Genomic DNA, 24687 nt, shown 5'->3' with positions numbered 1-24687 from the left:
CCAAAAGAATGGAACTGCGCAAAAACTATTTCGCCGATCAGCGCAAGGACGGCCTGCACGAGATCGGCCATGGGCGGCCTCGGCTGGATTCGCCGGGACATGTGACGGGCAAGACCGCCTATTTCGCCGACCGCAACTTCCCGAATATGCTTCACCTGAAAATGGTGCGCAGTCCGCACCACCATGCCCGCATCCGTTCGATCGACACTTCCGAAGCGGAGAAGCATCCCGGCGTGGTGAAAATCCTCACCGCCAAGGATGTGCCGCACAATGTCTACACCATCCTGATCCTGATCCAGGTCGGACCGGAAGACGAAACGGTGCTGGCCGACGGCAAGGTGCGCTGGAAGGGCGAGGCCGTGGTGGCGGTGCTGGCCGAGACCGAGCGCGCGGCTCAGGAAGCGGCAGCCAAGGTCAAGGTCGATTATGAGGTGCTGCCGGCCGTCTTCGACATGGAAGAAGCGCTGAAGCCCGGCGCGCCTTTGGTCAACGAATATCACGGCCAGAATTATTACCTCTATGACAGCGGCGAATGCCGCAAGGTGCGCTTCGGCGATGTCGAGGCGGGCTTCGCTGGCGCCGACCACATCCTGGAACAGAGCTACCAGTCCTCGCCGATCGAGCATGCGCCGACCGAGACCACGGGCTGCGTCGTGGTGCCCGAAGGCAATGACCGCTTCACCTGCTACACCAACACCCAGGCGATGTTCTTCACCCTCGACAACGCGTCGATCATCCTGCAGATGCCCGGCTCCAAACTGCATTTCGTCGGCGGCACTGTCGGCGGCGGCTTTGGCGGCAAGGTCGACGTCATCGTCGAGCCGATCGCCATTCTTGGCGCCAAGCTGACAGGACGTCCCGTCTCCTTCATCTACAGCCGCGAAGAGGAGATGCAGATCTCCTCACCCCGCGCCGCCGAAAAGATAATCATCAAGGACGGCGTGATGAACGATGGCCGCATCGTTGCGCGCAAGGTGACCGGCTATACCGATGCCGGCGCCTATTCGCGCCACTCGCCTTATGGGGCGCAGAAGGGTGCCGCGCACTATCCCGGCCCCTACACCATCCCCAATGTCTGGATCGACACCTACTGCGTCTACACCAACCGCACACCCTCCTCCGCGATGCGCGGCTTCGGCGTCACCATCGGCGACTTCGCGCTTGAGGTGCAGATGGACAAGCTGGCGCGGCTGATCGGCATGGACCCGCTCGAATTCCGCTTCATCAACGCCTATCGCGATGGCGACATGAAGGCGCATCGCCAGCCGACCGAAGGAGCGGCGCTGATCGAGTGTATGCAGGAGGCGTCGCGCGCCGCCAACTGGCCTGTGGCGGAGAAGTATATGGCGATGTCCTCCTACAAGAAGGGAGCTTGAGATGGGGCTAAAGCGCGGACGCGGCGTCGCCGCGATCAACTATCCGACGGGCATGAACCTTGGCGGCGACCCGACGCAGGCGCTGGTGCATTCGACGCCGACCGGCAATTTCATGGTGACGCTTTCCAGCGTCGATCTCGGTCAGGGCTTGAAGCAGATCATGGCGCAGATCTGCGCCGAGACCATCGGCGTGCCGACGGACCGGGTTACCATCGACACCGCCGACACCGACACCGGTCCGCACTGCATGGGCACCTTCGCCTCGCGCGGCACCCACCGCGCCGGCAACGCCGTCATCCAGGCGGCCAAGGAAGCGCGCCAGGTGATGCTGGAAGTGGCGGCGGAAGAGCTGGAGGTGAACGCCTCCGATCTCGAAACTGATGGCGAGGGCAACATTCTGGTCAAGGGCGCGCCGCAAAAGTCGATCTCGATCTTCGATGTCGCGCTGTCGGCTCATTTCAAGCGTGGCCGCTCGATCTCAGGCCGCGGCATGTTCCTGATCCCGCGCTCCTATCCGGAGAAAGAGACCGGCGCGATGAAGCCGTCGACCTGCTACGCCCATGCCTGCACGGTGGCCGAGGTCGAGGTCGATGACGAGACGGGCGAGGTTACGGTGCTGACCGTCAAGAACGTCTTTGAGATCGGCCGCGCGCTGAACCCGAAAATGGTCGAGCAGCAACTGGTCGGCGGTTCCTGGATGGGCATCAGCCACGCGCTCTACGAAACGACCGAGCCCTATTATCCCAACCGCGACCATGGCGGCACCGACTTCAACCAGTATCTGATGCCGGGACCGGGCGATCTCGCCCAAACCGAGATCATCGTGCTGGAGCGGCCGTCGGCGGATGGTCCTTACGGTGCCAAAGGGCCAGGCGAAATGTGCGCGAACCCGCAGATCCCCGCGGTTACCAATGCCGTCTTCGACGCCGTCGGCGTGCGCATCGACACGCTGCCGATCACGCCGGAGCGCATATTGCGCGCGCTGAAGGCGCAAGCGGCGAACTGAGGACGACATGCAGGAGCCGAACGCAGAGACTGTCGCGACCTCACCGGAGGCGGTGGCATCCCGTCTCGCCGCTTCGCGTTATCTCGCCGACGACAGCCTGGCCACCGCCATCTTCCTGGCCATACGGCTGGGCAAGCCGTTGCTGCTCGAAGGCGCGCCCGGCGTCGGCAAGACCGAAGCGGCCAAGGCGATCGCGCAGCTGCTGGGCCGCGATCTGGTGCGGCTGCAATGCTATGAAGGAATCGACGCAGCACACGCGCTCTATGAATGGAACTACCAGCGCCAGTTGCTCGCCATCCGCCATGCCGGCGAGCACGAGATCGACATCTATGACGACCGCTTTCTGATCGCGCGGCCATTGCTGCAGGTGCTGCGGGCGCCGGAGCAGCGCGTGCTGCTGGTCGACGAGATCGACCGCTCCGACCACGAATTCGAAGCGCTACTGCTGGAATTCCTCTCCGACTTCCAGATCAGCATTCCTGAGCGCGGCACGGTCCGCGCCGAGGCGCAGCCGATCGTCATCCTGACCTCGAACCGAACCCGCGAACTGGCGGAGGCGCTGCGTCGGCGTTGCGTCTATCACTGGATCGGCTATCCCGACGCCGAGCGCGAAGCCGCCATCATCATGCTGCGCGCCGGCAATGTCGCCGAGACCACCGCGCGCGCCGTGGCGAATGCCGTGCAGTCGATCCGCGCGCGGCCACTGGCCAAGCCGCCCGGCATCTCCGAGGCCGTCGAATGGGCCAACGCCGCCACCATACTGGAGAAAGGCGGCAGCCCATGGCCGCAAGCCTTCCGCCGAGCCATCGGTGTGCTTATCAAGGACGAGGAGGATTTGTCCGCAATCGCGCCGGAGCTTGGCCAGATTGTCGAGGAGGCGCTGGGGTGACGTGTGAGGTCAACAGCTCGTTCATAGCGAGGTGGCCTCACCTGGGCACTGTGCAACGCTGGCAGGACAGAGGGGGGCGCGAAGGAATGATGCGTCAGGGAACCCTTCCTCTCGCCTCCGCGCCCTTCCTCCACTNTGGGGTGACGTGTGAGGTCAACAGCTCGTTCATAGCGAGGTGGCCTCACCTGGGCACTGTGCAACGCTGGCGGGACAGCGCCCCCCTCTGTCCTGCCGGACATCTCCCCCACAAGGGGGGAGATCAGCCGTCATCCTGGCTTTCGCCAATCTCCAGCGGCGCAGAAAGAACCGAAGCGCCAAAGCTGCTGATCTCCCCCCTTGTGGGGGAGATGTCCGGCAGGACAGAGGGGGGCGCGAAGGAATGATGCGTCAGGGAACCCTTCCTCTCGCCTCCGCGCCCTTCCTCCACNGGCAGGACAGAGGGGGGCGCGAAGGAATGATGCGTCAGGGAACCCTTCCTCTCGCCTCCGCGCCCTTCCTCCACTTCGCCCGGCTGCTGCGCCGCCACGCCTTTGCCGTCGCCCCCGAGCAGGTCTCCAGCTTCATGCAGGCGGTCACCCTGCTCGGTCCCCGCTCGATGGCCGACATCCGCGAGGCGGCGCTCGCAACGCTTGCCCCCCCGCCCGATCGCCGCGGCGAATTCGAGGCGCATTTTCGCAATCACTTCCATGGCGATGGCCAACCCTCGATCGAAGGCGAGGAAGACGAGGAAACCCGCATCAAAGACGATCACGGCACGCGCCAGGAGGAGAAACAGACCACGCGCCAGGAGAAAGGCGGCGATCTGTCGTCGGGCCTGGAGCAACTGAGCACGCGCGATTTTCAGCGTGACGATGACAGGCTGACCGCCTTTCGCCGCAAGCTCGCTTCAGCCCTCCCCGCGCGCCGCTCATTCCGCACCGTGCGCACCCATTCGCGTGGCAAGCTCGATCTGCGCCGCTCGCTCAGGGAAATCGTCACCGCCGATGGCGATATCCCCTCGCCGCAGCTCCGCCGCCGCCAGACGGTGCCGCGCAAACTGCTGATCCTGATCGACGTCTCCGGCTCGATGAAGCTGCATACATCGGATTATCTCAAATTGGCTCACGCCGCCGTACAAGGTGCTGACCGTGCCGAAATCTTCACCTTCGGCACGCAGCTCACCCGAATCACGTCCGCACTGCGTATCCGCGATCGCGACCAGGCTCTCGCCCAAGCGGCGGCACTCGTAGACGACTGGGACGGCGGCACGCGCATGGGACCGACCCTGCTCGCCTTCCTCTCGGTGCCCCGTTTCTCAGCCTTCGCCCGCGGCGCTGCTGTGATCATCCTGTCGGACGCGCTGGAGCGCGGCGACCATGCCGATCTCGAGACCGCGATACGCCGCCTGAGCGCCCGCGCCTTTCGCCTGTCGCTGGCCACACCTTTGGCCGGCGATCCGCGCTTCCAGCCGGCAACGGCGGCGTTGCGCGCCATCTTGCCCGATCTCGACGATCTCATCGACGGCTCGTCGCTCGGGAGTCTCACCGATTTCATCCTGTCGCTCGCCCGCCCGGCCACGGCGGCGTCCGCAATCTGGAAAAGGGTATCGTGATGCAGAAAGCCATCGACGCGCATTTCCACATCTGGCGCCAGCAGGATCAGCCCTGGCTGGTCGGGCCGATGGTGCCGCGCATTTTCGGCCCCTACGAGCCGATCCGCCGCGACTATCCGATCGAGGAATTTCTCGCCGATCAGCAAGGCGCAGGTGTCGAGAAGGCCGTCTATGTCCAGACCAACTGGGCCAAGGAGGATTTCGAAAAAGAAGTCGCCTTCCTGCAGAAGACTGCCGACGAGACCGGCTGGCCGCACGCTATCGTCGGCTATACCGATATGACTGTCGACGATGTCCGGCCCCAGATCGATCGATTGAAAAAGTACCCGCTGCTGCGCGGCGTGCGCATGCAGCTGCATTGGCACGAGACGCCGGCCTTCCGCTTCGCTGCCTCGGCCGATCAGGTCATCGACCCCAAGGTGCGGGCCAATGTCGCGCGGCTTAAAGACTATGGCCTGTCCTTCGACCTGCAGCTTTTCCCTGCCCAGATGAAGGACGGGCTGACGCTGGTCGGCGAGAACCCGCAGATCAACTTCATCCTCACCCATGCCGGCATGCTGACCGGCATGGAGCCGGAAACCACCGAGGCCTGGAAAGCCGGCCTGAGTACGCTATCAACAGCGCCGAACTTCTACGCCAAGCTGTCGGGCCTCGGCACCTTCGCCCACCGCAACGATCCGGCGTTGATTGCCTACATCGTCGACAATGCGATCGACATTCTGGGCGCTGACCACCTGATGTTCGGCTCCAACTTCCCGATAGAGAAGCTCTGGACCAGCCACGCCGAACTGATCAAGGCGCATCGTGCAGCCGTGGCGAAGCACGGTCCGGTGGCGGAAGCGGATATCTTTTGGAATACAGCAGAGAAGGTTTACAGACCGGCATAGCGCACGCTTTCCATTCTCCCACAGGGGAGAAGCGAAAGCCGCCCCTCACTTCACTTCAAACTCAGGATCGACCGGAATCTGCATCGCAGTCACCAGATGGTTGGTCTGCCCGGCCAGCCCGATGATCGACACCATCTCGCCATGCTGCGCATCGGTCAAGCCTTTGGCCCGCGCCGCAGCCGTGTGCGAATGGACGCAATAGGAGCAGCCATTGGCGGTCGACACAGCGATGTAGATCATCTCCTTGGTCAGCGGATCGATGGCGCTTTCCGTAGCCATCACCACTTTCACCTGGTCCCATGTCCGTTTCAGCAAGGCCGGATCGTTGGCCAGCCCGCGCCAGAAATTGTTGACGAAGTCCGACTTGCGCGTCGCGCGGATGTCGTCGAACACAGCCTTCGCAACCGGGATTTTTTCGACCTCGGCATCGCTGAGGAGTTTTGTGGCGGCCATGGCGTTTCCTTTCGTTGAATCGGTGGATCAGGTGGTTGAATCAGGTCTCGAGCAAGGGCGGCTAACCGGCTATTCCGATTCAGTTTTTGATGCTGACAGAACCATGGCGATTGGCCGAAGCATCTCAGCTTCGTCATTCAGGGGCGAAGCAGGCGCGAAGCGCCGTCGCGGAGACCCGAGCATGACGAAGGCGCTGAGGCCTTGGCCAATTGGTGACGTATGCGCACCGTCAAACACCGACCGGCAACCTAGTGCACTGCCGCATACATGATCTTCTCCTCCGTCGCCTCCGCCGGCGAGAACTCCTCCACGATGCGCCCCTGTCGGCACACCAGAATCCGATCCGACAGGTTCATGATTTCCGGCAGGTAGGACGAGATCACCACCACGGCCAACCCCTCGTCGGCCAGCCGGTTGATGATCTGGTGGATCTCGGCGATGGCGCCGACATCGACGCCGCGCGTCGGCTCGTCGAAGATCACGATACGCGGCTGCTGCACCAGCCCCTTGCCGATCACCACCTTCTGCTGGTTGCCGCCGGAAAGCTCGACCACGCGGGCATTGTCGTTGATCGCCTTGATGTTCAGCGTCTTCGTCCATTCAGCGGAAAGCGTGCGCATCTCCTGCTGGTTGATCACCCAGGCCTTTTCGCGGCCCGCCGCCAGGAGCCCGCCGAACAGGTTCTCGGCAACGCCCATCGTCTCGAAAATGCCCTCGCTCTTGCGGTCCTCGGTAACATAGACGATGCCGTCGGCGACCGCTTCGCTCGGCACGATATAGCGCACCGGCCGGTCGTCCAGCTCGATGGCGCCGCCGCGCAGGAAATCGCGCTTGTAGATGCCGGAGACGATCTTGAAGGTCTCGGTGCGGCCGGAGCCGATCAGCCCGAACACACCGGTGATCTGTGCCTGAAAGATCGAGAAGGAGGTGTTGCGCACGACATTGCTCATCGAAATGTCCTGCACCGACAGCACCTTCTTGCCGGCCTTGCGCAGCCTGGCCTCGTCGCGCTGGCGGTAGATCTGTCCCGACAGCGTACGCCCGACCATGGCGGCGACGATCTTGTCGCGGTCGAAGGCCGATGTGTCGTCGGTGATCACCAGTTCGCCATCGCGCAGGATTGTGATGCGGTCGGCGATCATCAGCGCCTCTTCCAATGCATGGCTGATGAAGACGATCGAGACGCCGTTCGCCTTCAGCCGCCGGATCAGTGCGAAAAAGTGCCGCTTCTCCTCCGGCGTCAGCGTCGCCGTCGGCTCGTCGAAGATGATGATCTCGGCATTGTGGTGAACGGCGCGCGCGATCTCGACCATCTGACGCTTGGCCGCGCCGAGCGTTGCCACCATGGCGTTCGGGTCGACCGGGAAGTTCAGCGATTGCAAAAACTGTTGCGCCGAAATGTAGGTGCCGCGCAGCCGGTTGAGAAACTTTTCGGTGCCGAGATAGAGGTTCTGCGCCACTGTCATCGACGGCACCAGGCTGGTCTCCTGGAACACCATGGCGATGCCGGCCTCGAGCGCCGCATGCGGCGAGGCGTAGGCGATCTCGCGGCCTTTGTGGAACATCTTGCCGGAAGTGGCGTCGACGACGCCGGCAATGATCTTGGTCAGGGTCGATTTTCCGGCGCCATTCTCGCCGAGCAGCGCGTGGATTTCGCCCTTGCGCAGTTCGAAGCTGACTTGTCTGACCGCGGGCACGCCGCGATAGTTTTTGGTGACGTTTTCCAGGCGCACGATCGGTTCCATCAGAAACCTCCCGCGTCGAGCACATAATCGCCGCCCCTGGAGGCGATGAATAGAAGTCCGTCCTTCTCCGCCACGCTGCAGATGCCGTGGCGCGTGCCGTTGGCGCGGCTGTGCAGGCTGAATTGCGGCTGCATGGTCCGGTCGAGCTTCACCACCAGCCCGTAGGAGCGGCTCGGCGACCAGGGCTTGTGGATGCCCATGGTGCGGATGCCGCCACATTGCAGCGGTTCGAGGAAGCTGCGGTTGGAGGCCAGCGCCGGCGCGATCCAATAGGCCGGCGGCACCTGGTCGATCATGTCGCGCCGGTAATGCGTTTCCTGCAGCACGAATTCGATCAGCCGGTTGCGCGGCGCGAACAGGGCCAGCCACGCGCCGCCATCGCCGGCCGGCGCAAGGCGCGCGGGATAGCCGGGCAGATGCGTCAGCACGGTCGAGCGGCTACCGGTTGCACCATCGAAGCGAACGAGCTGGTGACGCCAGCTTTCGCTGACCAGCACATCCCGCCCCGTGGGATGGAGCCCATAGGGAAAGGCGATCTCGCCGGCCACTTTGCGGAACCCGCCGCCGGCTGCGTCCCGCCTCCAAAGCGATCCGGACGCGCCCTTCTTCATCAGGTCGGCGGCCCATAGCGACGGCGCATGCTCAGCCGAGCCATTGGCCAGCCACAACGTGTCGTCCTCGGCATAGGCAAGCGCGGTGATGCAGCTGACGCCAGACGGCAGCGAAACCTCCTTGCCGGCGACCAGCAGCTTGCCGCTCTCAAGTCCGACCGTCAGTTCTCCCGACAGTGATAGAGCCAGCGCAGTGATGGGGGAAGGAAAGGTCTCGACAACCTTCGGCTCCACTCCTGCGGCAAGCGAATAGATGGCGTTGCCGCTGGAAGCGAGCAGCCGGCCATCGGCAACCAGCAGATTGTCGGGTTCGATCAGTCCGGCAAAAACCGGCGCATCATCGAGCCGCGTGTTGGGCCGGAAGGCGCCGTCGAGCGGCGGGATGGTGACGGCCTTGCCGCGAAACATGTCCAAGATAGGATCGAGGATCATGGCTGCGTTCCCCAATAAGAAGCGGAGCTGGTCCAGGTCGGGTCCGCGCCCGCAATCTTGTAGCGGCCGATGCGGTTGTTGAGGATGCCGCCGACGAACAGGAAACCCTTGTGCTCGCGCATCGAGGTGACCATCGGATGCGCGCCGCCGGTGAGGTCGCCCATCGCCTCGACAATGCCGCCCTTGTCGTTGAATTTCACCACGCCGCCGGTGTTGATGTTGGGGAACAGCCACTCGTCCTGCGGCAGCCGGCGCGTCATGCGCTTGCGCATATCGGGATGGCGCAGCGACAGGTCGAAGCTGGGCGTGCGCATGCCGAGCCACGCCATCCAGTAATTGCCGTCGGAGGCGCGGTTGATGTTGTCGGGATAGCCCGGCATGTCGCGGATGACGCATTCGGCGGCGCCCGCCTTTGGCCCTTCCAGCCAGTAGCGGTGGACGCGGCAGGCCCAGCTCTCAGCGAAGAACAGCGACTTACCATCATGCGCCATGCACACGCCATTGGTGTAGCGGTAGCCGTCGAGCAGTGTCTTCGTCGAACCGTCCTTCGGGTCATAGACCAGCAGCCGGCCGGTGGCGCGGTTCTCGATCGAGTCCAGCGCCCAATCGTGCGCGTCATAGCGCTTGGTGGAGTCAGTGAAATAGATGCGCCCGTCCGGCGCGATGTCGCAATCATTGGGGTCGCGCAGCCGCGCATCGTCTACGATCGAGGTCCAGGAGCGTGACGTCTCGGCCGACAAGCGCTTCACTTCCCGATCCGGTGAGACGGAATAGAGCCCCATGGCGCCGACGCAGCTGATCAGATTGCCCGATTTGTCGAAGGCCAGGCCTAGCGGAAAACCACCGATATGGGCAAACACCTCCGACTTAACGTAATCCGGCGCGAAGAAGCGGACGATCTCGCCATGGCGCGTGCCGCAATAGAGGTGATCGTCGCGGTCGAGGATGACGTCTTCCGGCCCTTCCAACTCGCCGAGCCCGATATGGTCGGCCGCCGACAGCCGGTTGTCGAGCGCGTAGGGCGTGCCTGAGCCCGGCACCGCAGACTGTGTCTCGCCCATCTTGAGATAGACCGGCGCGACATAGACTTCGTTGAGCACCTTATGTCGGTTCTTCAGCCAGCGGATGTCGATCGTCACCGCCACCGCCAGCATGATGCCCAGCACCATCTGGTTGGTGCCGGTGCCATAGCCCAGCCGGATCAGCCCGTTGGTCATGGTCAGCACGATGATGGCGCCCATCAGCCCCTTGATGACCGAGCCGCGGCCACCACCCAGGCTGACGCCGCCGACCACCGCCGCCGTCAGCGCCATGATCTCAAGGTTGAGGCCGGTGCCCGGCCCTGCCCCACTCAGGCGGCAAGCGATCAGGAAGCCGCCGATCGAGGCGCAGAAGCCGGAAAAGACATAGGTCATGAACACGATGCGGCGCACGCGAATGCCGGCATTGTGCGCCGAGCGCCTGGATCCGCCGACCGCCAGCACATGCCAGCCCGGCCGTGAGCGCGTCAGCGCGATATGGGTGACGATGGCAAGAATGATCGCCAGCCACACCGAGACCGAAAGCCCCCAGAAGGTGCTGTCGCCGATGAAGTCGAGCACATCGGATGTCGCCTGGGAAAGCTGCACGTCTGCGGCATAGGTGGTGACGAGAATATCGAACAGCGCCCGGCCAAAAATGAAGGTGACCAGCGTAGTCAGAAAGGCGCGCAGCCTGAGATAGCCGACGAGGTAGCCGTTGACGGCGCCGAAGATGAGCCCGGTGGCAAGCGATGCCGCCAGCGCCAGCCAGATAGACTGTTCGAGGATGAAGAAGACATAGACGGCGGAGAAGCAGGACAGCGCGAAGATCGAACCGACGGACAGATCGATGCCGCCGCCCAGCATCACCACCGTCATGCCGGTGACCACCATCGAGAACTCGCCGAGCTGGCGGGTCGATTCCTGTAGCGAGGTCAGCTTGAAGAAGCCGGGAATGATCGAGCCGAACACGCTGAGCGTCGCCACCAGCGCCAGGAACGGAATGGCGTTGTCGGTCCAGCGTTTTGTCAGGATTTCGCCGACCAGATGGTCGGGCACGAGATTGTAGCGCCATGACTGGAGGCGTTCGCGAAAGGACATCGGCGGCTGCTATTCCATGAGGGAACGAGGTGACCGGATTGTCCAGCCACCTCGTTTATTTCAGTCGAAAAAGCGCGGCTTACTTCGCCGCCGCTTCGGCCTGCAGCGCCTTCAGGTCCCAGCAGCTGTCGGGCTTGAGGTCGGCCTTGGTCGTAGCCTTCTCCAGTGTGTAGATGTAGGTGTGCGACGTGCCGGCCGGCTGGCCGCTCTGCAGCAGGAACTTGATGATAGCGTTCATGTCGCCGGACTGGCGAGCCAGATCGGTCATCACCACGGCGCCGTAAGTTCCGTCCTGCAATTTGTCGCAATCGGCCGCCTTCTCGCCGCCGCCGGTGGTGACCAAAAAGACCTTGCCGTCGAGCTTGGCGTCGCGGATGGCGGCGGATGCGCCGGTGGCGTCGCCATCCCAGAAGTCGATGATAGAGCAGATGTCCGGGTTCTGCTGCAGCATTGTCGTCGTCACGTTGCGCGACGTCGTCGGATCCCAGTTGGAGTCGGGCTTGGCCACGACTTTGAAGTCGGGGTGCTTCTCCAGCACCTTCATGATGCCGGCATACTGGTAGAGACTGGACGAGTTGGCCTGATCACCCTGCACAAGGCCGATCTTCTTCGACGAATTCTCGCCGCAGCCCTTGATCGCCGCTTCGGCCTCGAGTTGGCCGAGCCGGTCCCAGTCACTGCCGACAAAGGCGTCGGCCGGGAAGTTGGCGGGATTGTCGACCAGTATGACGTAGGTTCCGGCAGCCTGCGCCTTCTTCATCAGCTTGGAATAGGAGTTGAGATCCGGCGCATGGATGATCAGCACGTCCGGCCTTGTGTCGGACGAGATCGCGTCGGTGATCGCCTGTGCGCCGGCATCGACGACCCAGTTCGGATCGCGTGTTTCGAAGGTGCCGCCCCAGGCCTCGACTTCCGTCTTCAGATAGTGCGACCAGCCCTGCGCAAGGTCGAAGCCCATCGCCAGCGGCACCAGCATGACGCGCTTGCCCTTGAGCGCCTGCGCGTATGCGGCCGGGCCCGGATCGTCGGCGGCGAAGGTCGGCGCGACGAAGGCGGTAGCGGCAAGCGCCGTGGCGGCCGCCATCAGTGTTCTGATCAGTTTCATGTCACATCCTCTGTTTTTCACTTATTGCCGGCCGGTCCGCATGACCCGTCGGGTACCCCTTAGATGTCGCCCTGCTGCGCGGTCTGTTCGTCGCGCGGATTGATGATGCCGTCGACGATGATGGCTCCGAGCAGGATCGCCGCCTTGATCAGGTTTTGATAGAGCAGCGGAATGTCGATGATGGTCATCGCGTTCGACAGGATGCCGATAAGTGCAGCGCCCACCAGCACATTGCGCACTCCGCCCCGCCCGCCGGACAGGCCGATGCCGCCGATCACCGCCACCAGCACGATGTCATAGAGCAGCGTCGAGTTGACGACGCGGGTGTTGATCGAGTGCAGGCTCGACGCCGTCAGCAGGCCGGCGATCAGCGCGACGAAGGCCGAAACCACATAACGCAGCACCAGCATTGGCCGCACCGGAATGCCGATGTTGCGCGCGGCGACCGGATTGTCGCCGGCGAAATAGATGTAGCGGCCCCATTTGGTGTAGCGCAGGAACAGGAAGAACAGGAAGGCGAGCCCGGCGAAGACGAACACTTCGATCGGAATGTCGAGGAAACGCAGGCCGCCGAGCAACTCCACCCAATGGCCCTGAGGCACCGGCACCGCATCCTGTGTGATCAGTTGCGAGCGGACATAGCCGAAGACGAAGGAGCCGGTCGCCAGCGTCACGAAGATCGCCGGCACGTCGGCATAAGCGACGAGAAAACCGTTGAGCAGGCCGATGGCGAGCACGCCTGCCAGCACATAGGCGAAGGCGAGCCCATCAGGCGTTCCGGCGTTGAGCAATTGTAGATACCAGGCGACCGACATCGCCATGATCGCCACCGCCGACAGGTCGATGCCCCTGCCGATTATGACGACCGCCATGCCGAGCGCCAAAATGCCCAGCACCGACACCGAGCGGACGATGGCAACGAGATTGTTGGCAGCGATGAAACCAGGCAGCCCAATGGCAGCGGCGACGAACAGCACCACGGCGATGGCAAAGACAATGCCTTCCTGATTCAGGCTCCTGACATTTGGCCAGCCAATCGTGTTCATGTCTGCATTCGCCCCGATGGCAGCTCTGCCACCCCTTCCGAGAAAGCTAATCGGCTCGGCGCCGCTTCGTCAAATGAATCCGCGCTCGGAACACCCGTTGGCAGTGATAATCTTCCAGTGGACGCACCGATTGCTAGAACTGGCGCAATCCTAGGAAAAGGCTGCGCTTTTGGCATTTGGTTGCACCATTGCGCGTATGCGCGAAGGTGCCGTTCTGAGGCGAAAGCACAAGGCGGAATTAATTGCCGCCTGAGCGGCGAAAATTGCGAATTCAGGTCCTGGACGTGTGGCCTGAAACTTCGGCGCCTGCACCGGGCGGCAGCACGAGGAACCGCAACGCCGCCGCCAGCCCGATGGCGCCGATGACCAGGAAGGCGATGCGAAAATCGACGAGGTCGAGCGCCGGCCGGTGCCTGACGATCTGCGACAGGTTCAGAATGGCAGCCGCCACCGCTACGCCGAACAGCATCGACATCTGCTGCAGCATGGACGACAAAGTTGCCGCCGAGCTGCGCTGCGCCGCATCGATATCGGCGAAGGCCAGAGTATTCAGCGCTGTGAACTGCATCGAGCGCGTCAGGCCGGCGATCAGCATCAGCGCTACCACCAGCGCCTGCGGCGTCTCCGGCGAGATCGCAGCGCAGGCCATGATCGAGGCCGAGGCGATCAGGCCGTTGACGACCATGACCGTGCGAAAACCAAAGCGCCGCAGCGTCGGCGTCGTCACCGTCTTCATGCCGAGATTGCCGAGGAAATAGGCCAGGATCATCAAGCCGGCATCGACCGGCGAAAGGCCAAAGCCGACCTGAAACAGCAGCGCCAAAAGGAACGGCGTGGCGTTGATCGCCACGCGAAAAATGGTGCCGGCGGCAAGCGTAGAGATGGCGAAGGTCTGCACCCTGAACGCGCTGAGATCGAGCAGCGGATGCGGCGCGCGCCGGAGATGCCGCACCGCCAGCCAGCCGATGACGATGCCGGCGGCAACCAGCAGCACGGCGGGCAAGGCGCCGTCTTCCGGATGTGCGATGCGCTCAAGGCCGTAGAGCAGCAGCGCGAGCCCCAGCGACGTGAGGAAAAACCCCGGCCAATCCAGCGGCTTGGGATCGGCCGCGCGGTCGCCCGGAATGAAGCGCGCGACCAGCGCCAGCCCGACGAGCCCAAGCGGGACGTTGATGAAGAAATTCCAGTGCCAGGAGAGATAGGTTGTGATGAAGCCGCCAAGCACCGGCCCGACCACGGGCGCAAACAACGCCGGCCAGGTGATCAGCGCCGTGGCGTTGAGCAGCTCCGATTTCGACGCATTGCGCAGCACCAGAATTCGCCCGACCGGCGTCATCAGCGCGCTGCCAAGGCCTTGCACGACGCGAGCGGCAACGAACTGAGGCAGACTTTGCGAGAAGCCGCAGGCCAGCGAGGCCAGCGTGAACAGTACGATCGCCAGCAGGAAGATGTTGCGCGCGCCGAAGCGGTCGGCAAGCCAGCCCGACAGCGGCACGAACACTGCCATGGTCAGCATATAGGCGGTGATGCCGATGCTCATCGCCACCGCCGGCACGCCGAAGGATTGTCCCATCTGCGGCAGCGAGGTCGAGATGATCGTCGAATCCAGCAGCTGCATGAAAAAGGCGATGGCAACGATCAACGCCACGCGCCGCGCATTGCTGGCGGTTACGGCGGAGGCCTCGGTGTCGGGAACGGCAGTCATGGCGAACCGCGTTGAACAGCATATGGCTGGCCCCGTCCAGAGCTTATCCAACAAACTTCCGTGTCGGCTCGCAGCCTGTTATGGATGGGCGGGCGGCCAAGGACATTGCATGAAGCCTATCTATATCGACTACCTCAATGGCCTCGATATCGAAGCCCTGGAGATGACCGACGGCGAAATCATTGCCGCTGTCGAAGCCGGGCTTATCGCGCAAGGCAATGGCCAGACGGTGATCGAGCCGCGCGTCCATCTTGAACCCGCCCCTTCCTTCCATGGCCATTTCAACGTTCTGCGCGGCTACGTTGCGCCGCTCGATACGGCGGGCGTGAAAATCGTCGGCGACTATGTCGACAACTATCTGCACGGGCTCCCTTCAGAATTTGGCATTTTGAACCTGTTCGATCCGCGCACCGGCACGCCGCGCGCCATTCTCGACGCCACCGTCATCACCGACATGCGCACCGGCGCCGTCACCGCCATTGGCGCCAAACATCTGGCGCGCAAGAACTCCAAGGTGCTGGCCCATATCGGCGCGCGCGGCACCGCCTATTGGAATGTGCGCCTGCTCGACCATCTCTTCGACTTCGACGAGATCCGCGTCCATTCGCGCCGCCCGGAAAGCCGCGACGGCTTCGCCGCCAAACTCTCGGCCGATCTCGGCAAGAAAGTTACCGCGGTTGCCGACTGGGAAAGCTGCATCAAGGGCGCCGACATCGTCGTCGAGGCCTCGCGGCTGCCGGAGCCGCAGCCGCTGCTCAAGACCGAATGGATCAAGCCCGGTGCGCTGGTCGTGCCCTATGGTACGATGAGCGCGGTGGAGCTGTCATTGACCGACATCATGCAGAAAATGGTCGTCGACGACTGGGGCCAGTGCAAAGGCGGCAAGTTCGGCTCGCTGCGCGCCCATGTCGAGACCGGGCGGCTGAGCGAAGCGACGCTGCACGCCGAGCTCGGCCAGATCGCTGCCGGTCTCAAGCCGGGACGCCAGAGCGACGACGAGACGATCCTGTTCTGGCATCGCGGCCTGTCGCTGTCCGACATTGCGCTGGGCAAGGCGATGCTGGCCAAGGCTGCTGATAAAGGCATCGGCCAGAGGCTGCGCTTCGCATGAGCGCGCTCGTCCTCACCGGCGCCGGCGTCAGCGTCGAGGACGTTGCGCAGGTCGCCCGCGGCGGCCGCAAGGTCGAGGTTGAACCGACAGTCATCGAGAGGCTCGACAAAGCGCGAAAAGTGCTCGATCAGGTCGCCGCGTCCGGCCAGCAGATTTACGGCCTCAACACCGGGCTCGGCGCCAATCTCGGCACGTCGGTCGAGGGCGATGCCAGCGCCTTCCAGCGCCAGTTGCTGGAAGGGCGAAGCGGCGCTGTCGGCGAGCCGCTGCCGCAAGAAGCGGTGCGGGCGACCATGTTTGCCCGTGCCGCGATGTTCTCTGTTGGCGGTTCCGGCATTTCGCCGGCGGCTTTCACCGCCCTTGTCGATGCGCTCAATGCCGGCGTGCATCCGGTAATGCCGCAGCTGGGCTCGATCGGCGCCGGCGATCTCGTGCTGATGACGGCGCTCGCCCGTCTGCTGACCGGCGACGGCGAAGCTGACTATCAGGGTCGGCGCATGCCGGCGGCCAAGGCGTTGATGATGGCGCGGTTGGCTCCGATCAGCCTGGCGCCGAAAGACGGCCTGTCGCTGATCAACGCCTCGGCGGTATCAGCCGGCACTGGCGCGTTGGTACTGGCCGACGCGCTGTCGGCCTTTGCGCAACAGCAGCAGGCCGGCGCGCTGACCATGGAAGGGTTTGGCGCCAACCGCACCATCCTCGATCCGCGCCTGCATCTGGCGCGGCCGGCAGCCTGCCAGCAACTCGCGGCCAAGGGCCTGCGCGACCTGCTTGCCCGTGACGAGGAGCCGGCGCCGACCACCTTGCAGGACCCGTTGTCGATCCGCTGCATGCCGTCGATCCATGGTGCATTGATCCAGGCGATCGATCAGGCGCGGCTGGCGCTGGAGATCGAACTCAATGCCGCCGCCGACAATCCGCTGGTGCTGGGCGATGACGGGCTGGTTCTGTCGACCGGCAATTTCCACACCGCATCGCTGGCGCTTGCCTTCGAGACGCTCGGCCTGGCGATCGCGCAATGTGCCGCGGCAAGCGTTGCCCGCTTCATCCAGCTCGCCGGCTCCGGCCGCAACGGCCTGCCAAAATATTTGTCACCGGTCGGCGGCGCCTCGGCCGGTTTCGTGCCGCTGCAAAAGACCGCAACGGCAATCCTGGCCGGCATCCGCCACAAGGCCAATCCGGTGATGCTGGATTTCCTGGCCGTGTCCGAAGGCGTAGAGGACCACGCCACGCAGACGCCGCTTGCCGTGTCGAAATGCGCCGGGATGATCGCGCTGTGGCGACGGCTGATCGCCTTCGAACTGATGGCCGCCGCACAGGCCGTGGACCTGCGCGACGGTCTCAAGCTGGCGCCCGGCACAGCAGCGGTCCATACCGCGGTGCGCGCGCATGTAGCGATGCTCAGGGAGGACCGGCCGCTGGGAACGGATGCCGAGGTGCTCCATGCCATGCTCGCTGACGGAACATGGCAAGGTGCAGCGATGATCGGCAAGGAGGCCGAGTAGTTAGCCCTTTGCGTCCACCCGTTTCATGAACAGGCTGAGCTCGGCCGGATCCATGCGCACGACATGCCTGTCTTCCGGATAGGCGCCGCTATCGACGTCGGCAACGTACTCGGAAAACGCCGCGACGCGTTCCGCCTGCAGACGATCGTACTCGGCGGCGAAGTTGCGGTAGACCTTGGAATGGCGCGGCATGTGGCCCCGGTTCTGGCCAAGAATATCGTCGGCAAACAGATATTGCGCGTCGCAGCCGGTGCCCGCACCCATCGACAGCATGATCAGCGAGGTCCGTTCCGAGATCGCCTTCGCCACCTCGATCGGCACCACTTCGATCTCGGCGCCGAGAGCTCCAACGGCCTCATACTGCTTGACCGCCTCAAAAATCTGCATGGCGGTGTCGGCGGTCTTGCCGACGGCCTTGAAGCCGCCGGTCCAGGTGGCGCGGGACGGAATGAGGCCGACATGGCCGATGACGGGGATCGCGTCGTCGGCGAGCCGCTTCACGGTGGCGAAACCGGCGCTGCAATAAACGGCGTCGGCGCCGGCCTTGTAGAGCCGGAACGCCCAGCGCAGGAAATCGTCCGCCGTGCCGATCTCATAAAAATTCTCGCCCGGCATGGTGAACAGGCTGGGCGCCGCATCGCGATACTCAGGGTTGAGCACCAGCTCGGGCGGCACCGAGACGATATCGACCCCTGCCCGCTCGGCAGCCTCGGCCTCGTCCATGGTCAGGACGCGCAGCATGGTCAGCTGGCGCTTGCCCTTCATGGCGCGCAGATCGGCGACGGTCGGTCTCTTTCGGCTCATCGGGATGTCCCTGTTTGCTGGTTGCTTTTCCCGGTCACCTTACCGGCCCCGTAACAGGCCGGATAGAAGGCGGGTGGTTTATTCGCTACTCGGCCGCCGCCGACATATCGAGCTCGTGAAATTCACCGCGATAGGGCCGCGCCGTCGGCGGCAATTCGCGCTTGAGGAAATAATCCTCGTACCGCAGCTGCTTCAGCAGCACCGGCCAGACCTCGCGATAGGCATGCCACATGGACGGGTTCGCCGCCGGCAGGTCGTGCTTGATCAGCTCGTGCAGCCTCGGCAGCGCATGGTAGGGCACCATCGGAAACATGTGATGCTCGACGTGGTAATTCATGTTCCAGTAGATGAAGCGGCTGACCGGGTTCATGTAGACGGTGCGCGTGTTCAGCCGGTGGTCGACGACATTGTCGGCCAACCCGATATGCTGGAGCAGGCCGGTCAGAACCATGTGCCAGCTGCCATAAAGACGCGGCAGGCCGATCAGCACCAGCGGCAGCCATGAACCCAGCGCGATCGCGAGGGCGATCGTCGCAACGTACACGGCGACATGCCAGCGCGCCGCCGTGATGGCCTTGCCCTGTTCGGTCTCAGGAATGTAGCTCTTTTCGCCGTCCGACAGCTTGCCCAACGCCTGGCGCGCCAGGATCGGCAGCGAATAACGGAAATCGAGAATGCCGGTGAAGGCAAGCGCCGCCTTGACCAGATTTGGCGGCCGCATTACCGCAATCTCGGCGTCACGGCCGACGATGATCGTGTCGGTGTGATGCCGCGCATGGCTCCAGCGCCATTGCACCGGATTGCGCACCACCATGAAGCTGGCGATTTCGTAGATCGCATCATTCATCCAGCGTGTGCGGAAGGCGGTGCCATGGCCACATTCGTGCCAGCGCGAGTCGCTCGACGATCCATAGAGCACGCCATAGACGAGCAGGAACGGCACCACCCACCACGTGCCCCAGAACCAGATGATGCCGGCGGCCGAGCCCAGGATGGCTGCGATCCAGATGATGGTATCGCGGATCGCCGGCCCGTCGGAGCGCTGCATCAGTTCCTTCATTGCCTTGCGCGGCACGTCGGTGTGATACCACTCGGCCGAGGCCAGCCCGGTCTCGATCGCCCGGCGGGTGCTTTCGCCGACCAGGCCGTAATCGCGCTTTGTCTTGGCCGCCGTCGCCATCACCGTCTCGCCTACCTCAAAGCCCGTTGGCGCGGAACTTCCCGTCGAGAAATGTTTTCGCCCGCGGCACGTCGTCCTCGGTCAGATGCTCGATGATAACAGGGATGTTCGGGTGCTTCTCACTGAGCCGCTGCAGATAGAGATCGTAATTCAGCGATCCCAGCCCGGGCGCCGGCAGCTCGATCTCGCCGACGCCGCGGAAGGTCAGCCCCTCATGCGCGTCCGCGTCGCCGATATCGGCATGCTTCTCGGTCTTGTCGCTGCCTGAGCGCTTGACGTCCTTGGCGTGCGCGATGCGGATCTTGTCGGCCAGCGTGTCGAACACCTGGTTCAGCACCTGGTCCATGCGGTCGATATTGTGCGCCTCGAAATAGTTGGTCGGATCCATCAGCAGGCCGAGGCCTGGATGGTCGACCTGCGCGAACATTTTGACCGTCTCCTCGACCGAGCCGACGACATTGTTGGCATAGGTTTCGAGCAGGAACACCGCGCCGTGGTCGTAAGCCGTCTGGGCAAGGTCCGAGATCACCTTGCGGCATTCCTCGAAGCCTTCCTCGGTCTTGTTCCTGGGGTGATGCACCCAATCGGATTCGGTGTTGTATGTGCCGGTCTCCGAGATCACGTAGGGCGAGCCGAAGGCGCGCGCATTGCGGATGATTTCCTTGAGATAGCCGACGCGCTTGTCGCGCTCGGATTTGTCGGGATGAATGATGTTGGTGTAGCCCGAGATGCAGCAGACCGGCAGATTGTGGTCGCGAAACGTGTCGCGCACTGTCCTCGCCTTGTCCCCGGTGATCTGCCCGGCCGTGAGATCGACATCCCTGAAATGCATGTCGAGCTGCACCGTGTTGAAGCCGAGTGCACGGATGCGGCGGGCGGCCTCGGCGAGCTCATAGGGGAAATAGCCGGTGAATATACCTGCCTGCATCATGATGTGAACTCCTCCCTGTGAGCGATTCAGCCGCCACGCTATTCGGCGGCATGTTCAGTCGATCGATATCTCGGACAGCTTGACGGTGCGGCCTTGCGCCATCGAGCGGTAGCCGGCCTCGACCAGCGCCATCGTCTTGACGTTGTCGGCAACCGATAATGCCGGCGGCGCGCCTGTCTTTACCGCATGCTGCAATTGCTCCATCACGCCGATGAAGGCATGCGGGAACCACATCGTGTCCCAGCTCGGGCTGACCCACTTGCCATCCGTCGTCTCGGTCGAGGCGTAGGTCAGCGTCGAGGCCACGCCTTTCGGCCAGCCGATCGTGCCTTTGGCGACACCGTTGGTGCCGTCGACGCGCCAGTTGATGTGCTGGTCGTCCAGATAGCCCTCCTGACGTGGGCCGGACCAGACATCCTCCAGCGACACGGCGAGCACGCCGGAGGGAAAGCGCAGCGTCGAGACGGTGATGCCGTCGCTATGCTCGAATNCGACGCTCTTCCGATCTCATCCTCCAGCGACACGGCGAGCACGCCGGAGGGAAAGCGCAGCGTCGAGACGGTGATGCCGTCGCTATGCTCGAATGTCGTGCGCGGGTCCTTGCGTGTCAGCGTGGTGATTTCCGAGGGATCGCCGAACAGGAAGCGCAGCACGTCGAGATGATGCACGCTCATATTGGCCAGCGTCAGCCGGTCGTAGTCCTGAAGGAAAGTCTGCCAGTGCGGGATCGCATGCATGTCGATCTGCGCGAAGACGATGTCGCCCAGCGCGCCGCTGTCGATTATCTGCTTCAGCACGCGCATCGACTGGTCGTAGCGCATGTTCTGGTTGACCGAGAGGATCTTGCCGGACTTTGCGGCTTCGTCGCGCAGTTTCACGGCTTCATCGACCGACAGCGCCAGTGGCTTCTGCGCCAGGATCGCCTTGATGTGAGGCTGCTTCAGAGATCGGAAGAGCACACGTCTNCCGACAGCGCCAGTGGCTTCTGCGCCAGGATCGCCTTGATGTGAGGCTGCTTCAGCGCATGGCGGATCAGCGCCGGCTGCTGGTCGGGCGGGAAGGCAAGGTCGACGATCTCAATCTCGGGATTCTCGATCAGTTGTTCCGGCGTGTCGTGGACGGTCGGAATGCTCCAGCGTGCAGCTACCTTCTCGGCGCTGGCCTTGGTGCGCGAAGCGATGGCGACGACTGGGAAACCGGCCTGCGCATAGGCGGCAAGATGGCATTCGGCCATGATCATGCCGGCGCCGATGCAACCGATCCGGTATTCGCTGGTGCGAACCCTCACATCCGGCTCGAAACCCTGGCCTGCCATCCATTCCTCCCTTGGACGACAGGATATAACGCCATGGCCGGCCCATCAGCCAAGATCCGCTCCATCAATTCCCATCAGAACCATGCCGGGGTGACGGTGCGAACTAGTTTGCGGCAATCAGCACGGTGCTTTCCGGCGACCAGCTGAGCATTACATCCTGGCCTTCCGCCAGCCGGTCATTGCCGGTGTTCTGGACGATCACCTTCAGCATCTGGCCGGCGCGCTCGACGAAATAGGTGCTGTTGTTGCCGGCGAAGATGCGCTTGGAGACTTGCCCCTTCAGCGTGTTGGCATTGCCGCTCGATGCCCCGGCATCGGTGGCGATGCGAATGCGTTCGGGACGCACCGCGCAGCTGGCCTTCGTACCGGCGGCAAGCCGATCACCCACCCCGGCGGCAATCGCCGTGCCGTCCGGCAGGCGGATGCCGTTGCCGGTCGCATCGCCGCGAAAGATGTTGGCGTCACCGAGGAAGGTGGCGGCGAACTCGCTCTTCGGCCGGTCGTAGATCTCCTCCGGCGGCCCTTCCTGCACGAGCCTGCCGTCCCGCAAGATTCCGATGCGGTCGCTCATCGTCAGCGCCTCTTCCTGGTCGTGGGTGACGAAGATGGTGGTGATGCCGATCTCGCGCTGGATGCGCTTCAGCTCGATCTGCATGTCGACGCGCAGCGCCTTGTCGAGCGCGCCGAGCGGCTCGTCGAGCAGCAGCACGCGCGGCTTGGTGACAATGGCGCGCGCCAGCGCCACACGCTGGCGTTGGCCGCCGGAGAGCTGGTGCGGCCGGCGCTCGCCGAGCTTCCCGAGTTGGACGAAATCGAGCGCGCGCTGCACTTCGGTGGCGATCGTCGCTTTCGTTTCGCCGCGCACCGACAGGCCGAAGGCGACATTGTCGGCAACGCTCATATTGGGAAACAGCGCATAGTTCTGGAACACCATGCCGATGCGCCGCTTTTCGACCGGCACGCGTTCCACACTCTCGCCGCCAATGGCAATGCGGCCAGTATCGGGAAAGTCGAAGCCGGCGATCTGGCGAAGCAGCGTGGTCTTGCCGCTGCCCGATGGGCCGAGCAACGCATAAAAGCCGCCATCGGCGAAATCGATGGAGACGTCGTCCAGCGCCTTGTGCGCGCCAAAACTGCGCGAGACGTTCGATACCTGCACGCCGGCCATTATTTCTCTCCGCCGAATTTGAAGAAGCGCGCCGTGAGCAGCATCAGCGCCATCGACACGACGATGATGATGGTCGAGACCGCGTTGATCTCGGGCGTGAACCCCTTGCGGATCGCGGCGTAGATTTCGACCGGCAGCGTCGTCTGCCCCGGCGTCGCCAGGAAGTAGGAGACGACGAACTGGTCGAACGACACGGCAAAGGCGAACAAGCCGCCGGCAATGACGCCGGGCATGATCCACGGCAGCGTCACACGCCTCGTCACTTGCCACTGGTTGGCGCCGAGCGAGCGCGCCGCCTCTTCCAGCTCCGGTGCAAAAGTCTGCAGCCGGGCCGAGACGACGACGATGACATAGGGCAGCGCCAGCGCCACATGGCCGAGCAGGATGGCGAACAGGCCGCGGCCAATGCCGACGCCGAAGAAGAAGATCAGCATCGCCGTGCCGGTGATCAGCCACGGAATGGCGATTGGCGGAAACAGCAGCGCCTGCAGCACTTTCTTGCCGCGGAAATCATAGCGGAACAGCGCTAGCGAAGCGGCCGAGCCAAGCACCACTGAGATGAGCGTGGTGATGACCGCGATCTCGAGGCTGTTCCAGGTGGCCGCGATCAGCTGGTCGTTCTGCCAGAGCGAGGCATACCATTCCGTCGTCCATTCGAACGGCAATTGGTAGAAGGGCGAGACGTTGAACGACATCAGCGCCATGATGATGATCGGCAGATAGAGGAAGGCGAGCAGCAGGAAGATGTAAAACCGGCCCAGCCCTTGGAGGATGCGGGTGGTCTTCATCACGCGGCCCTCTTCAGCACCGGCGAGGCAACTGCGAGGATGACCAGCACGACGGCGAGCAGGATGAACGACAATGCCGCACCAAGCGGCCAGTTGAACACGGCGACGAACTGGTCTTCGATCACCGTGCCGTAGAAGGTGCCGGTGCGACCGCCGAGAATGCGCGGCTCCATGAACGAGCCGACGACCGGCACGAAGATCAGTGCCGCACCTGCCACCAGGCCGGGCATAGACATCGGGATGATCACCCGCTTCAGCACCTGCAGCCGCGAGGCGCCGAGCGAGCGCCCGGCCTCGATCAGCGAGTCGTCGATTGCCTGCAGCGTGAGATAGCAGGTCAGCACCATATAGGGCACGTAGGAGTGCACCAGGCCGATGATGATTGCGGGATAGGAATACATCAGGTCGATGTTGATCTTGAACGGCAGCACGGCGTTGAGCGCCGTGTCGAGGATGCCGCCCTCGCGCAGCACCATCGCCCAGGAGAAGATGCGCACCAGCCCGTTCGACCAGAACGGCAGGATGACCAGCAGGAAGATCGCCTCGCGGCTGCGCCCCTTCAGCACCTTGGCCAACACATAGGCTGCGGGATAACCGATGACGACGCACCACAAAGTCACTTCGAGGCCGAGCCGCAGCGAAGCGAGCAGCAGCGTCAGGTACAGGCTCTGCGAGAAGAAGGCGGCGTAATTGCCAAGGGTCAAGGCCCACGGCTTTCCCGACAGCGGCAGGTCGGTCATGAAGGAGAAGAACACCATGGCCGAGAGCGGCAGGAAGATCGCCACCGTCAGCCAGAGATAGGCCGGCGCCAGCAGCGGCAGGGCCGATCTCAGCCCGCTGCGCGACGCGACCGCACCCTGTACCGCCATGATACCCTCCTCCCCAGGATTGAAGGGCCAGCCGGCGCCAACCGCCGGCT

20 protein-coding genes and 1 pseudogene are annotated in these 24687 nt (G+C 63.6%); 7 read left to right on the top strand and 14 right to left on the bottom strand.

The annotated features are described in order from the left end of the window. The first annotated feature begins 8 nt into the window (after positions 1-8). The 5 genes from X771_RS1000000169735 (at position 9) to X771_RS152735 (ending at position 5749) form a co-directional block, all read left to right on the top strand. On the top strand, positions 9-1376 hold the full coding sequence (locus X771_RS1000000169735) for a xanthine dehydrogenase family protein molybdopterin-binding subunit (protein WP_023687949.1): 1368 nt from the start codon (positions 9-11) through the stop codon (positions 1374-1376). A 1-nt stretch (position 1377) separates the two neighbouring features. Beyond that, positions 1378-2382: a molybdopterin cofactor-binding domain-containing protein gene (locus X771_RS1000000169730; protein ID WP_023687948.1), complete on the top strand. Its 1005-nt coding sequence runs from the start codon at positions 1378-1380 to the stop codon at positions 2380-2382. A 7-nt stretch (positions 2383-2389) separates the two neighbouring features. Further along, positions 2390-3271, top strand: coding sequence for a MoxR family ATPase (locus X771_RS152725; RefSeq protein ID WP_023687947.1), 882 nt, complete (start codon positions 2390-2392; stop codon positions 3269-3271). A 454-nt stretch (positions 3272-3725) separates the two neighbouring features. Further along, positions 3726-4862, top strand: a complete 1137-nt coding sequence (locus tag X771_RS152730; protein WP_023687945.1) for a VWA domain-containing protein — start codon at positions 3726-3728, stop codon at positions 4860-4862. Then, entirely contained in the window at positions 4862-5749 is an 888-nt protein-coding gene (locus X771_RS152735; protein ID WP_023687944.1) for an amidohydrolase, read from the top strand. The genes X771_RS152730 and X771_RS152735 overlap by 1 nt, the downstream gene beginning before the upstream one ends. 45 nt (positions 5750-5794) lie before the next feature. On the opposite strand, the gene X771_RS152740 is transcribed toward X771_RS152735, so the two are convergent. The 7 genes from X771_RS152740 to X771_RS152770 all read right to left on the bottom strand — a co-directional run bounded on the left by X771_RS152740 (position 5795) and on the right by X771_RS152770 (position 14966). Further along, positions 5795-6202, bottom strand: a complete 408-nt coding sequence (locus X771_RS152740; RefSeq protein WP_023687943.1) for a carboxymuconolactone decarboxylase family protein — start codon at positions 6200-6202, stop codon at positions 5795-5797. Between the two features lie 248 nt (positions 6203-6450). Continuing rightward, positions 6451-7947: a sugar ABC transporter ATP-binding protein gene (locus X771_RS152745; protein WP_023687942.1), complete on the bottom strand. Its 1497-nt coding sequence runs from the start codon at positions 7945-7947 to the stop codon at positions 6451-6453. Then, positions 7947-8990: a hypothetical protein gene (locus X771_RS152750; protein ID WP_023687941.1), complete on the bottom strand. Its 1044-nt coding sequence runs from the start codon at positions 8988-8990 to the stop codon at positions 7947-7949. Before X771_RS152750 ends, X771_RS152745 begins: the two co-directional genes overlap by 1 nt. After that, positions 8987-11110 (bottom strand): SMP-30/gluconolactonase/LRE family protein, encoded by a 2124-nt coding sequence (locus X771_RS152755; protein ID WP_023687940.1) that lies wholly within the window; start codon positions 11108-11110, stop codon positions 8987-8989. Before X771_RS152755 ends, X771_RS152750 begins: the two co-directional genes overlap by 4 nt. 79 nt (positions 11111-11189) lie before the next feature. Then, positions 11190-12215: a sugar ABC transporter substrate-binding protein gene (locus X771_RS152760; RefSeq protein ID WP_023668177.1), complete on the bottom strand. Its 1026-nt coding sequence runs from the start codon at positions 12213-12215 to the stop codon at positions 11190-11192. 59 nt (positions 12216-12274) lie between these two features. After that, complete coding sequence (locus tag X771_RS152765; RefSeq protein WP_023668176.1) at positions 12275-13261, bottom strand: ABC transporter permease; 987 nt, start codon at positions 13259-13261, stop codon at positions 12275-12277. A gap of 271 nt (positions 13262-13532) precedes the next feature. Then, positions 13533-14966 carry a DHA2 family efflux MFS transporter permease subunit gene (locus tag X771_RS152770; protein WP_023687939.1) on the bottom strand — a complete coding sequence of 478 codons (1434 nt, stop codon included), beginning with the start codon at positions 14964-14966 and terminating at the stop codon, positions 13533-13535. Positions 14967-15075: 109 nt separating this feature from the next. Here X771_RS152770 and X771_RS152775 point away from each other — a divergent pair, with 109 nt between their 5' ends. Together X771_RS152775 and hutH are read left to right on the top strand one after the other, a co-directional pair. Next, a complete protein-coding gene (locus tag X771_RS152775; RefSeq protein ID WP_023687938.1) occupies positions 15076-16077 on the top strand; it encodes an ornithine cyclodeaminase family protein in 1002 nt (333 codons plus the stop codon). Then, positions 16074-17582, top strand: coding sequence for a histidine ammonia-lyase (hutH, locus tag X771_RS152780; protein ID WP_023687937.1), 1509 nt, complete (start codon positions 16074-16076; stop codon positions 17580-17582). Before X771_RS152775 ends, hutH begins: the two co-directional genes overlap by 4 nt. On the opposite strand, the gene X771_RS152785 is transcribed toward hutH, so the two are convergent. From X771_RS152785 to X771_RS152810, 7 genes and pseudogenes are all read right to left on the bottom strand, one after another. After that, on the bottom strand, positions 17583-18386 hold the full coding sequence (locus tag X771_RS152785; RefSeq protein ID WP_023682254.1) for a 3-methyl-2-oxobutanoate hydroxymethyltransferase: 804 nt from the start codon (positions 18384-18386) through the stop codon (positions 17583-17585). Between the two features lie 85 nt (positions 18387-18471). Next, on the bottom strand, positions 18472-19566 hold the full coding sequence (locus tag X771_RS152790; protein ID WP_023687936.1) for a fatty acid desaturase family protein: 1095 nt from the start codon (positions 19564-19566) through the stop codon (positions 18472-18474). A gap of 16 nt (positions 19567-19582) precedes the next feature. Beyond that, positions 19583-20497: a sugar phosphate isomerase/epimerase gene (locus X771_RS152795; RefSeq protein WP_023687935.1), complete on the bottom strand. Its 915-nt coding sequence runs from the start codon at positions 20495-20497 to the stop codon at positions 19583-19585. A 54-nt stretch (positions 20498-20551) separates the two neighbouring features. Further along, positions 20552-21812 (bottom strand): annotated as a pseudogene (locus X771_RS01000000164940) (Gfo/Idh/MocA family oxidoreductase). Between the two features lie 103 nt (positions 21813-21915). Further along, on the bottom strand, positions 21916-22980 hold the full coding sequence (locus tag X771_RS152800; protein ID WP_023687934.1) for an ABC transporter ATP-binding protein: 1065 nt from the start codon (positions 22978-22980) through the stop codon (positions 21916-21918). Further along, a complete protein-coding gene (locus X771_RS152805) occupies positions 22980-23768 on the bottom strand; it encodes an ABC transporter permease (RefSeq protein WP_023687933.1) in 789 nt (262 codons plus the stop codon). The genes X771_RS152800 and X771_RS152805 overlap by 1 nt, the downstream gene beginning before the upstream one ends. Then, positions 23768-24637, bottom strand: a complete 870-nt coding sequence (locus tag X771_RS152810) for an ABC transporter permease (protein ID WP_023687932.1) — start codon at positions 24635-24637, stop codon at positions 23768-23770. The genes X771_RS152805 and X771_RS152810 overlap by 1 nt, the downstream gene beginning before the upstream one ends. Between the last annotated feature and the right edge of the window lie 50 nt (positions 24638-24687).

Source organism: Mesorhizobium sp. LSJC269B00 (assembly GCF_000502815.1).
GTDB lineage: Bacteria > Pseudomonadota > Alphaproteobacteria > Rhizobiales > Rhizobiaceae > Mesorhizobium.
This window is presented reverse-complemented; position numbering and strand designations above follow the sequence as displayed.

Coding starts and splice junctions, on each gene's coding strand:
- X771_RS152735 (WP_023687944.1), top strand. CDS start 4,862: ATGCAGAAAGCCATCGACGCGCATTTCCACATCTGGCGCCAGCAGGAT.
- X771_RS152790 (WP_023687936.1), bottom strand. CDS start 19,566: ATGGCGACGGCGGCCAAGACAAAGCGCGATTACGGCCTGGTCGGCGAA.
- X771_RS152795 (WP_023687935.1), bottom strand. CDS start 20,497: ATGATGCAGGCAGGTATATTCACCGGCTATTTCCCCTATGAGCTCGCC.
- X771_RS152765 (WP_023668176.1), bottom strand. CDS start 13,261: ATGAACACGATTGGCTGGCCAAATGTCAGGAGCCTGAATCAGGAAGGC.
- X771_RS152755 (WP_023687940.1), bottom strand. CDS start 11,110: ATGTCCTTTCGCGAACGCCTCCAGTCATGGCGCTACAATCTCGTGCCC.
- X771_RS152775 (WP_023687938.1), top strand. CDS start 15,076: ATGAAGCCTATCTATATCGACTACCTCAATGGCCTCGATATCGAAGCC.
- X771_RS1000000169735 (WP_023687949.1), top strand. CDS start 9: ATGGAACTGCGCAAAAACTATTTCGCCGATCAGCGCAAGGACGGCCTG.
- X771_RS152785 (WP_023682254.1), bottom strand. CDS start 18,386: ATGAGCCGAAAGAGACCGACCGTCGCCGATCTGCGCGCCATGAAGGGC.
- X771_RS152750 (WP_023687941.1), bottom strand. CDS start 8,990: ATGATCCTCGATCCTATCTTGGACATGTTTCGCGGCAAGGCCGTCACC.
- X771_RS152725 (WP_023687947.1), top strand. CDS start 2,390: ATGCAGGAGCCGAACGCAGAGACTGTCGCGACCTCACCGGAGGCGGTG.
- X771_RS152800 (WP_023687934.1), bottom strand. CDS start 22,980: ATGGCCGGCGTGCAGGTATCGAACGTCTCGCGCAGTTTTGGCGCGCAC.
- X771_RS152805 (WP_023687933.1), bottom strand. CDS start 23,768: ATGAAGACCACCCGCATCCTCCAAGGGCTGGGCCGGTTTTACATCTTC.
- X771_RS152745 (WP_023687942.1), bottom strand. CDS start 7,947: ATGGAACCGATCGTGCGCCTGGAAAACGTCACCAAAAACTATCGCGGC.
- X771_RS152810 (WP_023687932.1), bottom strand. CDS start 24,637: ATGGCGGTACAGGGTGCGGTCGCGTCGCGCAGCGGGCTGAGATCGGCC.
- X771_RS152730 (WP_023687945.1), top strand. CDS start 3,726: ATGATGCGTCAGGGAACCCTTCCTCTCGCCTCCGCGCCCTTCCTCCAC.
- X771_RS152740 (WP_023687943.1), bottom strand. CDS start 6,202: ATGGCCGCCACAAAACTCCTCAGCGATGCCGAGGTCGAAAAAATCCCG.
- X771_RS152760 (WP_023668177.1), bottom strand. CDS start 12,215: ATGAAACTGATCAGAACACTGATGGCGGCCGCCACGGCGCTTGCCGCT.
- X771_RS1000000169730 (WP_023687948.1), top strand. CDS start 1,378: ATGGGGCTAAAGCGCGGACGCGGCGTCGCCGCGATCAACTATCCGACG.
- hutH (WP_023687937.1), top strand. CDS start 16,074: ATGAGCGCGCTCGTCCTCACCGGCGCCGGCGTCAGCGTCGAGGACGTT.
- X771_RS152770 (WP_023687939.1), bottom strand. CDS start 14,966: ATGACTGCCGTTCCCGACACCGAGGCCTCCGCCGTAACCGCCAGCAAT.